The 13,963-nt window shown below is 32.2% G+C and carries 15 protein-coding genes; 6 read left to right on the top strand and 9 right to left on the bottom strand.

Annotated features, from left to right (window positions below; genetic code table 11):
• Positions 1-6: 6 nt before the first annotated feature.
• Positions 7-993, bottom strand: coding sequence for a GTPase ObgE (gene obgE / locus B3M86_RS10225; protein WP_115001628.1), 987 nt, complete (start codon positions 991-993; stop codon positions 7-9).
• Positions 994-1,202: 209 nt separating this feature from the next.
• On the opposite strand from obgE, the gene B3M86_RS10220 reads away from it, so the two are divergent.
• The 3 genes from B3M86_RS10220 to B3M86_RS10210 all read left to right on the top strand — a co-directional run bounded on the left by B3M86_RS10220 (position 1,203) and on the right by B3M86_RS10210 (position 3,060).
• Positions 1,203-1,379 carry a hypothetical protein gene (locus B3M86_RS10220; protein ID WP_181816329.1) on the top strand — a complete coding sequence of 59 codons (177 nt, stop codon included), beginning with the start codon at positions 1,203-1,205 and terminating at the stop codon, positions 1,377-1,379.
• Positions 1,380-1,389: 10 nt separating this feature from the next.
• The gene (locus B3M86_RS10215; protein WP_291052573.1) at positions 1,390-1,911 is read left to right on the top strand and encodes a hypothetical protein; all 522 of its coding nucleotides are present in this window, start codon (positions 1,390-1,392) and stop codon (positions 1,909-1,911) included.
• 117 nt (positions 1,912-2,028) lie between these two features.
• On the top strand, positions 2,029-3,060 hold the full coding sequence (locus B3M86_RS10210) for a quinone-dependent dihydroorotate dehydrogenase (RefSeq protein WP_291052576.1): 1,032 nt from the start codon (positions 2,029-2,031) through the stop codon (positions 3,058-3,060).
• 118 nt (positions 3,061-3,178) lie between these two features.
• Here the strand turns inward: B3M86_RS10210 and B3M86_RS10205 are convergent, their stop codons facing one another.
• The 4 genes from B3M86_RS10205 to kdsA form a co-directional block, all read right to left on the bottom strand.
• On the bottom strand, positions 3,179-3,757 hold the full coding sequence (locus B3M86_RS10205) for an adenylate kinase (protein ID WP_125350758.1): 579 nt from the start codon (positions 3,755-3,757) through the stop codon (positions 3,179-3,181).
• Between the two features lie 6 nt (positions 3,758-3,763).
• The gene (gene hpt / locus B3M86_RS10200; RefSeq protein ID WP_038333090.1) at positions 3,764-4,300 is read right to left on the bottom strand and encodes a hypoxanthine phosphoribosyltransferase; all 537 of its coding nucleotides are present in this window, start codon (positions 4,298-4,300) and stop codon (positions 3,764-3,766) included.
• Positions 4,301-4,360: 60 nt separating this feature from the next.
• Positions 4,361-5,722: an oxygen-independent coproporphyrinogen III oxidase gene (gene hemN, locus B3M86_RS10195; RefSeq protein WP_115001634.1), complete on the bottom strand. Its 1,362-nt coding sequence runs from the start codon at positions 5,720-5,722 to the stop codon at positions 4,361-4,363.
• A gap of 73 nt (positions 5,723-5,795) precedes the next feature.
• A complete protein-coding gene (gene kdsA / locus B3M86_RS10190) occupies positions 5,796-6,605 on the bottom strand; it encodes a 3-deoxy-8-phosphooctulonate synthase (RefSeq protein WP_115001635.1) in 810 nt (269 codons plus the stop codon).
• Positions 6,606-6,681: 76 nt separating this feature from the next.
• On the opposite strand from kdsA, the gene B3M86_RS10185 reads away from it, so the two are divergent.
• Together B3M86_RS10185 and B3M86_RS10180 are read left to right on the top strand one after the other, a co-directional pair.
• Complete coding sequence (locus B3M86_RS10185; protein WP_115001637.1) at positions 6,682-6,915, top strand: uroporphyrinogen decarboxylase; 234 nt, start codon at positions 6,682-6,684, stop codon at positions 6,913-6,915.
• 18 nt (positions 6,916-6,933) lie between these two features.
• Positions 6,934-8,052 carry a glycosyltransferase gene (locus B3M86_RS10180; protein WP_115001639.1) on the top strand — a complete coding sequence of 373 codons (1,119 nt, stop codon included), beginning with the start codon at positions 6,934-6,936 and terminating at the stop codon, positions 8,050-8,052.
• An 18-nt stretch (positions 8,053-8,070) separates the two neighbouring features.
• Here B3M86_RS10180 and B3M86_RS10175 read toward each other — a convergent pair whose 3' ends face one another.
• The 4 genes from B3M86_RS10175 to rpmH form a co-directional block, all read right to left on the bottom strand.
• Positions 8,071-8,883 carry a 2OG-Fe(II) oxygenase gene (locus B3M86_RS10175; protein WP_291075815.1) on the bottom strand — a complete coding sequence of 271 codons (813 nt, stop codon included), beginning with the start codon at positions 8,881-8,883 and terminating at the stop codon, positions 8,071-8,073.
• Positions 8,884-8,893: 10 nt separating this feature from the next.
• Positions 8,894-10,009, bottom strand: coding sequence for a hypothetical protein (locus B3M86_RS10170; RefSeq protein WP_291072327.1), 1,116 nt, complete (start codon positions 10,007-10,009; stop codon positions 8,894-8,896).
• Positions 10,010-10,089: 80 nt separating this feature from the next.
• On the bottom strand, positions 10,090-10,782 hold the full coding sequence (locus B3M86_RS10165) for a cell division ATP-binding protein FtsE (protein WP_038333079.1): 693 nt from the start codon (positions 10,780-10,782) through the stop codon (positions 10,090-10,092).
• An 83-nt stretch (positions 10,783-10,865) separates the two neighbouring features.
• Complete coding sequence (gene rpmH / locus B3M86_RS10160) at positions 10,866-11,024, bottom strand: 50S ribosomal protein L34 (protein ID WP_019974979.1); 159 nt, start codon at positions 11,022-11,024, stop codon at positions 10,866-10,868.
• A gap of 364 nt (positions 11,025-11,388) precedes the next feature.
• Here rpmH and gyrA point away from each other — a divergent pair, with 364 nt between their 5' ends.
• Positions 11,389-13,962 (top strand): DNA gyrase subunit A, encoded by a 2,574-nt coding sequence (gyrA, locus tag B3M86_RS10155; RefSeq protein ID WP_219033702.1) that lies wholly within the window; start codon positions 11,389-11,391, stop codon positions 13,960-13,962.
• The last annotated feature ends 1 nt before the right edge of the window (position 13,963 follow it).

Genomic DNA, 13,963 nt, shown 5'->3' with positions numbered 1-13,963 from the left:
AATTAGTTATTCGTGTAGTTTTTTCCACAATAAATCTTTCAATTCTGTGATTCCTTTTCCAGAAACAGACGAAATAAATATCGTATCAATATCAGTTGGTAATTGTGCTTTAATCTCAGCTTCCAATTCATCATCTAACATATCTGACTTAGAAATAGCTAAAATTCGTTCTTTATCTAACAATTCAGGATTGAATTTTTTCAATTCATTCAACAGAATTTCATATTCTTTTTTATAATCTTCTGTATCGGCAGGAATTAAAAATAATAAGTTAGAATTACGCTCAATATGACGCAAGAAACGATGTCCAAGACCTTTTCCTTCTGCCGCACCTTCGATAATTCCAGGAATATCTGCCATAATAAATGACTGATGATTACGGTATTCTACAATTCCCAAGTTAGGTGTTAACGTTGTAAATGCGTAATCTGCAATTTTTGGTTTAGCAGCCGAAACAGCTGATAATAAAGTAGATTTTCCTGCATTTGGAAAACCAACTAAACCAACATCTGCCAAAATTTTCAACTCCAATGTAACTTGACGCTCGTCACCATCCAAACCTGGCTGTGCATAACGAGGCGTTTGACGCGTTGCAGAACGGAAATGCCAGTTTCCTAGCCCCCCTTTTCCTCCTTGCGCAATAATTAATTCTTGCCCATTTTCTGTTACTTCGCCAATAATATTTCCTTCGTCATCTTTGGCAATTGTTCCGATCGGAACTTCCAAAATAATATCTTCACCGTCAGCACCAGTAGAACGAGATTTACCTCCACGTCCACCGTTTTGCGCACGGAAATGTCTTTTGAATCGAAATTCTAACAAGGTCCAAAGATTTGAGTTTCCAAGAAGCGTGATATTTCCTCCACGTCCACCATCTCCACCATCTGGTCCACCTTTGTCAATATATTTTTCGCGATGCAAACTTGCTGAACCCGCACCTCCATGTCCGGCTCTACAATTTATTTTTACGTAGTCAACAAAATTTGATTGCATAATTTTTCTCTTTTAATTAGTCTGCAAAAGTACAATTTCTAATTTGTTTATTAAAATCTTGTATTATCTATTTTGAATGAATAATTTATAATGACTCAGATTTTTATTTATATTTATTCAATTAATTAACACACTATCATGAATACTAAAAAAATTTGTCCGAATATACTGATGACTAACTTCTGAAAAAGCAAAAACAAACCAAAACAATGGTAATTACTTTTGGATGTTTGATGTTTTTGATTTCTATCTTCTTGGTATATTCAGCAATAAAATCAAAAAATTATGCATTAATTGCCGTTGCTTGCAGAACTTCAACTACTTTGATGCCTTTGGTCATAAGGCTTTCTATGATTAACAAAGAAATAAAATCGCGCCAAAAATAGATTCAATAGTATGAATAACGAACATTTACAACGATTACTTCCTTTTGGTTATATTTATTTAGTCATCATGGGAATTATTAAAGAATCTATTTTTTACTATCAATTGGATATTAATATTCTGAAATTTTCGAGCATTATGGATATCTTAATAAGTCCAATTTCTGAAATTACCGCACATCCTTTCCTACTAATCTTTTTTATTCTTCTTATTTTTCTACTTTATAGTTTTAAACAGTATTCATTGAAACATCCAGAGAAAAAATTCATTAAGAAATATTATAAGATTAAAGAAACTGATAACCTCACGAATGAAGAATTCACTAAGAAAATTAATCAAAATTCAATTGAATTCTTTTTTGTTATGCTGATTTGTTTCTTTTTAGGTTTTGGAATTGGTGGTGGTAATTTTTTATCAAAACGAATAAAAAATGGAGATTTAAAATTCGAAAAATATGGACAAACCTTAACTTTCAATTCTGGTGAGAAAAAAGAAATCTACCTTATCAATACCAATAGTCTCTACTATTTTTAAGTTGGAAAAGGTCAAAAAACTGTTGAAATTTCTCCAATTAGCACAATACAATCAATCACAAAAAATAAGTAATCAAAACATATTTTTATAATGAATAGGATTGATTAATTTTGTAGCATGTACAAACAATTCAAAAACATTTTATTTCAATTACAACCCGAAGATGCGCATCATTTCGTTACGCGAAATCTAAAAAATTATGCTGCATTTCCTGGAGTTGGAAAATTATTAGATAAATTTTATCAATACAATCATCCAAGTTTAGAACGAGAAGTTTTTGGAATTAAATTCAAAAATCCAATTGGTTTAGCTGCTGGTTTTGATAAAAATGCTGAATATATTGAAGAATTGAACCACTTCGGATTTGGCTTTATCGAAATTGGAACCGTTACACCAAAACCTCAACCAGGGAATGATGCGCCGCGTATGTTTCGTTTGGTAGAAGATGAAGCGATTATCAACCGAATGGGATTTAATAACAAAGGTGTTGATTTTGCTGTTTCGAAAATTAGAGAATTAAAAAATCGTGAAAACTATATTATTGGCGGAAATATTGGTAAAAACAAATTGACACCAAATGAAGATGCTGTTGACGATTACATCAAATGTTTCAATGCATTGTTTGATTATGTTGATTATTTTGTAGTCAATGTAAGTTCTCCAAACACACCTGGATTACGCGATTTACAAGAAAAAGAACCTTTATTGTACATTCTTAATTATTTGCAACAATACAATAATCAAAACGAAAAACCGAAACCAATTTTACTTAAAATCGCACCAGATTTAACAGATTCTCAATTGGACGATATTATAGATATTGTATTAGAATCTAAAATTGCTGGAGTGATTGCTACAAATACAACCATTTCAAGAGAAGGATTAAAATCTGATCCAGAAATTGTAAAAGAAACTGGTGGAGTTTCGGGAAAACCACTTAAAAATCGTTCAACAGAAGTGATTCGTTATCTTTCTGAAAAATCGAACAAAGCATTTCCTATCATTGGAGTTGGCGGAATTCATACAGCCGAAGATGCTAAAGAAAAACTGGAAGCTGGTGCAAGTTTGTTACAAGTTTATACAGGTTTTATTTATGAAGGTCCTGCTGTTGTAAAAAACATTTGTAAAGGCTTGGTTGAAGGAAAATAGAAAAGTCATTCTGATGTCGGTTCTTCATTTCACAAAAAGCTACATTCAGAAATGATAATAATAAAAAAATGCTCCTTTAATTAAAAGGAGCATTTTTAGTATTATGTAAAAGTTGTTCTTATAAAACTTCTTTAATTGCTGCGTTCAATTTTTCGGTAATATCTTCAATAGAACCTACTCCATCAATCTCAACCCATTTTCCTTGCGCTTTGTAGTGTTCTGCTACAATTGCAGTTTTCTCGTAATATTCTGTAATACGATCACGGATAATTTTTTCGTCCACATCATCAGCACGACCAGAAGTTTTTCCGCGTTCTAATAAACGTTGAACCAAAATTTCGTCATCCACAACTAATGCTAATGTAATCGAAACTTCGCTTTCGTATTTATCTGCTAAGATTTTATCTAAAGCTTCTGCTTGAGATGTTGTACGTGGATATCCATCAAAAATGTATCCTTGCGCATTTGGATTGTTATCTAAATGATCAACCAACATATTTGTTGTTACCTCATCTGGAACTAATTGTCCCTTGTCCATGTAAGATTTCACAAGAGCGCCTAATTCTGTTTCATTTTTAAGGTTGAAACGAAATAAGTCTCCAGTAGAAATTTGAGGAGTTTGGTACTTTTCTTCTAAAAATTTAGCTTGTGTTCCTTTACCACTGCCAGGAGGTCCGAACAATACAATGTTTAGCATTTTGTTTTAATGTTTTATTTGATAAATATCTGGTAAATTTCTTCCTAATCCGTCAAAATCTAATCCATAACCTACTACAAATTTATCAGGAATAGAAATTCCTACTAAATCTACTTTTAAATCTTTTTTGTAAGCATCTGGCTTAAATAATAAAGTTGCTACTTTTAATGATTTTACCTTTTTCTCTTTCAAGATTCGGTGCAACTCTACTAACGTATTACCTGTATCTACAATATCTTCTAAAATAATTACGTGACGTCCTTCAACATTCATCGGAATATCCATCTCAATAGTAATTTTCCCTGTTGATTCTGTTCCTTCGTAAGATTTTAATTTCAAGAACGAAATCTCACATTCTCCTTGATATTGTTTTAAGAAATCGCTGAAGAACATTACAACTCCGTTTAATACACCAACAAAAATCGGTCTTTCGTCTTTGTATTCTTCGTAAACTTCGTTTGCCATATTTTTGATGGCGTGTTCTATTTCTTCAAAAGCGATGTACGGAATAAATTTTTTACCGTGAATTTCTATTTCTTTCATTGTTTGAGATATTCAAATATATACTTTTTTTGATAAAGTTTAAAACATTTATCTATTTTATTAGATTGTCATTGAGAAAATGCGTGTTTCTGGCTCGTTATCTATCATTCTCTTATCGAATGTCATACACACATTTCGAACGTATGGACGTCCTTCTTCTTTTACGATCAAACCATTTTCTACAAATTCAATCAAATTATCGTCAACCATATCTTGTAACATAGTTTTGATACGATCTACATCATCAAATTTCATGTTATCATCAGCCCAAGAAGTTTCTAAATTACACATTAAATTTAGAATATGACGACGCATAATCAAATCTTCTTCTGATAATATATGTCCTTTGAAAACGGATAATTCTCCGTTATTGATTGATTTTTCGTACTCTTCTACTGTCTTCTCGTTTTGTGCAAAACTATACCAAGAATCACTGATAGAAGAAACTCCTAAACCAACCATTAATTGTGTTTTCGAAGAAGAATATCCCATAAAATTACGATGTAATGTATGGTTTTTCATCGATTGATACATCGAGTCTTGTTCTAAGGCAAAATGATCCATTCCAACTTCGAAATAGTTCATTTCCTCGAACATTTTCTTTCCTTCTTCATATAATGCACGTTTCAATTCTGGTGAAGGCAAATCATCGTCCTGAAAACCACGTTGTCCAACACCTTTTATCCACGGCACATGCGCATAACTGTAAAACGAAATACGATCTGGATTTAATTCTTTTGTCAAATTAATAGTTTCCATCATTCCTTCCATTGTTTGATGTGGAAGACCAAAAATCAAATCGTGAGAAATCGATGTAAAACCAATTTCGCGCGCTTCTTCGGTTGCTCTTTTCACATTCTCGAAAGGTTGAACACGATTGATCGCTTCCTGAACTTTCAGATCATAATCTTGTACACCATACGAAATACGTCTAAAACCTAAATCGTATAAAGCCTGTAAATGTTCTCTTGTTGTGTTATTTGGATGACCTTCTAAACTAAATTCGTGTCCTTCAGCTACATCCGCATATTCAAAAATACCATCAATTAATTTCTTCAAATTTTCTGGAGAAAAAAACGTTGGTGTTCCTCCTCCTAAATGAATTTCTTTAATTTTTGGTCGAGATGAAAATAAATCCACATATAATCTCCATTCTTTCAAAACTGTATCAATATACGGAACTTCTACCGAATGTTGTTTCGTAATACGTTTGTTACATGCACAAAACGTACACAACGACTCGCAATAAGGTAAATGAATATAAATTGATATTCCTTCTTCTACATTACTTTCATCGAAAGATCGTTGAAAAGTTTCAATCCAACCTTGTTTAGTAAAATCATCATTGTCCCAAAACGGAACAGTTGGATAACTTGTGTAACGAGGTCCTGGAATATTATATTTCTGAATTAAATTATCCATTATCTAAAAAAATTAAAAATACTTAATCAACTTGACTAAGTATTATTTAATAAATTTTCTTTAAAAATTATTTTTATAGAATTGCCTGACGAACTCTAACTAATTTAGTTAATAAGTCTTCTAACAAATCTAATTGTAACATGTTTGCACCGTCACTTTTTGCATTTTTAGGATCTGGATGCGTTTCGATAAAAATACCATCAGCACCAACAGCAATTCCAGCTTTAGCAATCGTTTCGATTAATTCTGGCTTTCCTCCTGTTACACCTGAAGCCTGATTTGGTTGTTGTAAAGAATGTGTGATATCTAAAATAACTGGTGCATAATTTTGCATCACAGGAATTCCACGATAATCTACCACTAAATCTCCGTAACCTAACATTGTTCCACGCTCGATAATTGCTACATTATTATTACCAGAATCTGTTACTTTTTCTACAGGAAATTTCATTGCTTCTGGCGAAAGAAATTGACCTTTTTTCAACGTAACATGTTTTCCAGTTTGTGCAGCTGCAACCACTAAATCGGTTTGACGAACCAAGAAAGCAGGAATTTGTAGCACATCTACATAAGCCGCCGCCATTTCTGCATGAAAAGGTTCGTGAATATCTGTAGTTGTTGGAACATCAAAAGTTTCTCCAACTTTTTGAATAATTTTCAATGCTTTTTCATCTCCAATCCCTGTAAAACTATCAATACGAGAACGATTTGCTTTTTTGAAAGATCCTTTAAAAACATAAGGAATCTCTAATTTATCAGTAATTGTTACTACTTTTTCAGCAATTCTCAAAGCCATATCTTCACTTTCGATGGCACATGGACCAGCAAGTAAAAAGAAGTTTGGCGAATCTTTGTGTTTTATCTTTGATAAAGTTTCTATCATTGTGCAAATTTACACAAAGTTATCGACTTATTTTTCATAATTTTGCCTATACTTTATCATTCTTATTTATCGTTTTATGGATTTTTTATCTAACATTGGTATAGCTGATATTTTTGGCTATCTTGCTTCAGTCTTTATTGTACTAGCATTCTTTTTTTCGAAGATTACAATTATCCGCATTATCAATGCAATTGGTTGTGTATGTTTTGTAATTTATGCTGCTATGATCGAGGCTTGGCCAGTCCTTATTCCAAATGCGATTTTATTTTTAGTTCAGGCGTATTATATCATCTTCAAACCTGGAAAATAATCTTCAAAAACCATAAAATTGAAAATCCTATCTGCTGTACTAAATAATATTGAAACGGATCAAAGATTAGATAAAGTTTGCCATTCTTTGTTAAAATTTGGATACGATGTAGAATTGATTGGCGCGACTATAAACGGTAGACCGAAATTGAATAAACCGTACAAGACATTTTTGATGGAACAAAAGAATCAATCAACAATGAAAAAGTATGCTGAATTCAATTACAAATTATTTTTCACTTTACTTAAAAAAGCGGATAAACAAACTATTTTACTAGCGAATGATTTAGATAGCTTACTTCCTTTTTATTTGGTAAGTAAAATCAAAAAAATTCCTTTAGTTTTTGATAGTCACGAAATTTATTCAGAATTGCCATCATTACACAATCGTCCTAAAACAAAAAAAGTTTGGAAAACTTTAGAACGTTCTCTTGTTCCAAAAATCAAGTATTTTTATACCGTAAGTGATGGATATGCCAATTGGTTTCGCAAGGAATATGGTGCTAATCCGGCTGTGATTAGAAATGTTCCCAACCGAACAAAACTTAACGATAAACAAGATTTAATTTTCTTTCGCTTACCCGAAAATCCAACAAACGATAAAATATTATTGTATCAAGGCGCAATTAACATGAGTCGAGGAATTGACAGAATGATTGAAGCGTTCAAACACATTGATAATTGTCAATTTTGGATTGCTGGCGAAGGGCCTAAAAAAACTGAATACGAACAATTGGTAAAAGATTTAGACTTAACTAATCGCATTCATTTTTTAGGAAATATTCCCCCAAAAACTTTAAAAACTATAACACCTTTAGCTGATGTAGGAATGAGTATGGAAGAAGATTTAGGATTAAGCTATCGCTACGCTCTACCGAATAAATTATTTGACTTTATTCAAGCTAGAGTACCAATTTTAGCAACAAATTTACCAGAAATAAAAAAAATAGTCGAAGAGTATAAAGTTGGAAAAGTGATTGACAACCACTATCCAAAACATTTGGCTGAAAAACTACAAGAAATCTTAGACGAAGGAAAAAGAAGTTACCAAGAAAATCTTGCAAATGCTGCAAACGAACTTTGTTGGGAAAATGAAGAATTGAAATTGAAGGAGATTTTTGAAAAAATAAAAAAGTAGATTANNTAATCTACTTTTTTATTTTTTATAAATATGCGGATTTTCCACTACTCCTTTTTTAAATACTTTTCTAACGCCCATTCTTAGTGCATTATCAACTTGCAAAACTTGATCCAAAACCTTTTGCTCTGGACGACCTCTAAATGAAGTCACATGAAAAGAATCTGTTTCTCTTAAAGGTTCTTTAGAAAAATAATAATTTGAAACACATTTTCTAAAACCTTCAAACTTTATTGGAGAAACCGAATGCAAAGAATCATTATGCGTTGCCATTACCGCTAATCGATTGAATTTACTAAAAATCGTAATTTGATCATTTTTCAATCCATTTGGCCAAATTTCTAAATTACCACCATATTCTTCTTTCCAGTCTGGCGTTACATAATACAATAAATTCAACACACGCCACAATTCTCTTTTCGCATCGTGAGAATTATCCAAATGAGGCTGCAAAAATTGACGATTTCCCATCATAGACAAACCTCCAGCATACAAAGATGAATCTGGAATAGGTTGTTTTATTTCGCAAATCTCAGCAATCAAATTTACGATTCTTTCATCTTGAAAAGCGTAAATAATTTCTTCTAAAATAGGATGATATTGATCCATTTGAACAGCAATATATTTATCTTCTTTCAAACTTTTTTTCAACACCATTTCTTTTTCTTGTGGAAAAACTTGATTTATCTCCAAAACTAATTCTTCTGGTAATAGATCATCAACCCAAAAATAACCGATCTTATCTTTGCTACTATTATATTGTTGACTTATTTCTTCCTTTTGATCAATTAATCGTTGTAAAATTATATCTGCAAATTGATTTCTGTTCATAATCATAAAGTTAATTAAAAATTTGTTTCAAAATAATTTTGGCATTCAATTTATCATTCAAATCATATTCAAGCGTATCAATATATTCTTCTGACCCTAAAAAAGGTTTATTTTTTAAATGATTAATAGCTTTTATCAACTCTAATTTATTCAAAACTTGAACACAAAGTCCACTAATTTTCTCATCATCTATTACATTTTCATTAATTATCGAAAAACGACTATTGAATAATGCATTTATTACTTTTAGCTTTGTCCCAGATTCCTGAAAAGACCACGCAATATTAAGATGAGCTTTTGCGAAAAGTTTTTTCAAATGATTAAAATCTTTCAATTTAACAAATTGTATATGTGGATGATTTTTAATTTTTGCTTTTACCCAATCCTCTCTAGAACCTGAAGCAATAACGAAAGGATAATCAATTTCTTTAAAAACTTCTATCAAGAAATCGACTACTTTACAATTGTCCGAAGCTCTCAAATCTCCGTGATACAAAGCAAATTCTCCTTTTTCACTTAATGATTGAAAAGTTTCATTTCCATGAAAAACAGGTACAAATTTTCCTTTATTATATTTTTCTTGAATATAATTTTGTTCAAATTTAGAAAGTGTAAAAACTTCATCAAACTGGTGGATAATATTTTCGTATTGGATATATTTTTTTGCCTCAATATAAAACAATGCTTTTTTCGCTAGATTCTTTTCGCTTTCAGCCAATCCGGAAAAATAATTTTGCTCAATATTATGTAGTCTCAAATATTTAGAATAACCTTCAAGAGTATATTTATTCAAAATAAATGTTGTTTTTAGACTTTCAAAAAAAATAGGAGCTTTCAACGATTTAATTCGTTCATACAATAATTGACTATCCCTCGATCTTACTGAAATAGGATATTTCTTAAAAATATAATTAGGCTTTTGATGTATTGGATAAAAATAAACTTCTTTAGCATATTTTCTTAAAACATCGCTTTCTATTTCATTAAACCCAAACAGATGTAAATGAATCTCAATCCCAAGTTGATGAAATGCTTTCAATTTATAAAAAACATCTATAACACCTCCATAATTGGGAGGAAATGGAACATCCATACTTATAAAATGAAGTTTATTACCTTGATACATTAGTTAGTTAATTATTTAACAAAAAAAAGAGTCTACAACTAAGTAAACTCTTTCTTTAAAATTATATTGTGTAATTTATCTTATTCTGATATCGCTTCCGCAACTTCAAATAATCTTCCGTCTTCACAACGCACTTTACGCGCAGGATAGCGACGAATAATTTCATAATCGTGTGTAGCCATCAAAACTGCACAATTATTTTCTTTCGATACCGACAACAATAAATCCATAATATCATTTGACGTTTCTGGATCTAGGTTTCCTGTAGGCTCATCTGCTAAAATTAATTCAGGATGATTTAATAAAGCACGAGCTATAGAAACACGCTGTTGTTCTCCTCCAGAAAGACGGAAAGGCATCATTTTCTTTTTTGACAACATCCCTACCGAATCTAAAACCTCATCAATACGTTTATCGATTGTAGCCTTATCTTTCCAACCTGTTGCTTTCAAAACGAACGTCAAATTTTGCTCAACTGTACGATCTGTTAACAATTGGAAATCTTGGAAAACAATTCCTAAATGTCTTCTAAGATCAGGAATCTTACTTGTTTTCAATGATTTCAAATCCATTCCAACCACAGAACCTTGTCCCGATTGAAGCGGCAAATCACCATAAAGCACTTTCAACAAACTACTTTTTCCACTTCCTGTTTTTCCAATAAGGTAGACAAATTCTCCTTCATTAAGTGTAAAATTAACGTCAGATAATACTAAATGATTTCTTTGATATATAGATGATTGACTTAACTCAATTACATTTTTAGCTTCCATACTTTTCTACAGTCTTTAAAACAAATGTAAAAAAAAAGCTTGAAAGAACGACCTTCAAGCTTATTTTTTATGAATTGTAGCGATTATCTTTTAGCTCTTACTTCACTAACAGTTAATGCTTTTCTTCCTTTCTTTCTACGAGCAGCTAATACTTTGCGCCCGTTTTTAGAAGCCATACGCTCACGGAATCCGTGTTTGTTTCTTTTTTTTCTGTTACTTGGTTGAAATGTTCTCTTACTCATCTTTACTAAGTTTCTAATCCATTACTCGAATGGGTTGCAAATATACAGTTATTATTATTAATTCAAAAATCAAATTGATAGAAAATTACAAAAAAGCTGAATTAATAGTAAACCGCGTTCCGTTCTACACTTTGTAATTTTCGAAGTGCAAATATAAAAACATTTTTTTGTTAAGCAAGAGAAAATTAAAACAATAACAATTAAAACTTATCAACAATATCATTTACGAGGATAAAACAAAGCTATTTTTAGAAGGATTAGAAAAGTTTCCTTAAAACTTTCATAAAACATCAAATATCTTGTTTTTATCAATCTTTTTTTAGCTTAAAATTCGTATATTAGCCACCTTATATAACAAAACAATATGACTGAAGGAGAAAGACTAATCCCAATTAACATTGAGGATGAAATGAAATCCGCTTACATCGATTATTCGATGTCGGTAATCGTATCTCGTGCGCTTCCGGATGTGCGTGATGGCTTAAAACCTGTACACCGTAGAGTATTATTCGGAATGTATGAATTAGGTGTTTTTTCTAATCGTTCTTACAAAAAGTCGGCACGTATTGTAGGGGAAGTTTTAGGTAAATTTCACCCACACGGCGACAGTTCTGTTTACGACACAATGGTACGTATGGCGCAACCATGGTCTTTGCGTTACTTATTAGTTGACGGACAAGGTAACTACGGTTCTGTAGATGGTGATCCACCTGCTGCAATGCGTTATACTGAAGCAAGACTTCAAAAAATTTCAGACGAATTATTAGCTGATTTAGATAAAGAGACAGTTGACTTTCAACTAAACTTTGACGATACTATCCAAGAACCTACTGTATTACCTACTCGTGTTCCAAACTTATTAGTAAATGGTGCATCTGGTATTGCGGTTGGTATGGCAACAAATATGGCGCCACATAACTTAACAGAAGTTATTGACGGAACAATTGCATACATCGACAATCGTGAGATTACAATTGACGAATTAACACAATACATCAAAGCGCCAGACTTCCCAACAGGAGGTACTATCTATGGCTATGATGGTGTAAAACAAGCTTTCGAAACTGGACGTGGACGTGTTGTTTTACGTGCAAAAACTAATTTCGAAGAAGTACATGGTCGCGATTGTATTATCGCTACAGAAATTCCTTACCAAGTTAACAAGGCAGATATGATTGCAAAAACTGCTGAGTTGGTAAAAGATGGTAAATTAGATGGTATTTCTGAGATTCGTGACGAATCTGACCGTAAAGGTATGCGTATCGTTTATGTCCTTAAAATGGATGCGGTTCCTAACGTCGTTTTAAATAAACTATATAAATTTACTCAATTACAATCATCTTTCAGTGTAAATAACATTGCGTTGGTAAAAGGTAGACCAGAGCAATTGAATTTGAAAGACATGATTTATCATTTCGTAGAACATCGTCACGAAGTGATTGTTCGTCGTACGGAATACGAATTGAGAAAAGCGCAAGAAAGAGCTCATATCTTAGAAGGTTACATGAAAGTAATCGGAACACAAGATGATCTTGATCGTGCAATTAAAATCATTCGCGAATCTGCAACACCAGACGAAGCGCGCACAGGATTAATGGAAGCTTTCGAGTTATCAGAAATTCAAGCACGTGCAATCTTAGATTTACGTTTACGTACATTGACTGGTCTTGAGATTGATAAAATTCGTGAAGAGTACGAAGAAATCATGAAAATGATTAACCATTTGAAAGATATTTTAGCAAACGAAGATTTACGTATGCAAATTATCAAAGATGAGTTATTAGAAATTCGTAAAAAATATGGTGACGAACGTCGTACAGATATCGATTACGCAGGTGGAGACTTAAATATCGAAGATTTAATTCCTGATGAGCAAGTTGTTTTAACGATTTCTCACATGGGTTACATCAAACGTACACCACTTTCTGAATACCGCAAACAATCTCGTGGAGGAGTTGGTAATAGAGCCGCTACAACACGTGACGAAGATTTCTTAGAGTATATGGTTTCGGCATCTAACCACCAATACATGTTATTCTTTACAGAAAAAGGAAAATGTTATTGGATGCGTGTGTACGAAATTCCAGAAGGTTCTAAAACATCTAAAGGTCGTGCAATTCAGAATTTGATTAACATCGAGCCAGATGATAAAGTAAAAGCATATATCCTTACACATGATTTAATGAACGAAGAATACGTAAATAATAATTACGTAATCATGGTAACTAAAAATGGTATCATCAAGAAAACATCTTTAGAAGCTTATTCTCGTCCACGTGTTAATGGTATCAACGCAATTACTGTTCGCGAAGGTGACACATTATTAGAAGCTTTATTAACAGATGGTAAATCTCAAATTATGATCGCTTCTAAATATGGTAAAGCTATCCGTTTCGAAGATGAGAAAGTTCGTCCAATGGGTCGTACTGCTTCTGGTGTTCGCGGAATCAACTTAGGAGATCAACCAGATAATGAGGTTATCGGGATGATTGTTGTGACTGATGTAGAAAAAGAAACTGTATTAGTTGTTTCTGAACAAGGTTACGGAAAACGTTCTTCTATCGAAGATTATCGTGAAACAAATCGTGGAGGTAAAGGTGTAACAACACTTAATATTACTGATAAAACAGGAAAATTAATCGCGATTGAGGCTGTTACAGACGAAGATGATTTAATGATCATTAATAAATCTGGAGTTGCTATTAGAACTGGTTTAGATGAAATTCGTGTAATGGGTCGTGCAACACAAGGTGTTCGATTGATTAACTTGAAAAAGAACGACGAAATTGCAGCAATTGCAAAAGTACAAGTTGAAGAAGAATTGGAAAACGAAGTAGAACTTGATGAAGAAGGAAATCCAATTGTTGTAGAAAACACAAACGAAAACAACGAAACTCAAGCAGAAGAAACGCCTGCTGAGGATCCAAATAATGAATAAT

Source organism: Empedobacter sp. UBA6305 (genome assembly GCF_002440405.1).
Lineage (GTDB): Bacteria > Bacteroidota > Bacteroidia > Flavobacteriales > Weeksellaceae > Empedobacter > Empedobacter falsenii_B.
Note: the sequence above shows the minus strand (reverse complement) of the source record. Positions and strands in the feature narration are given on the sequence as shown.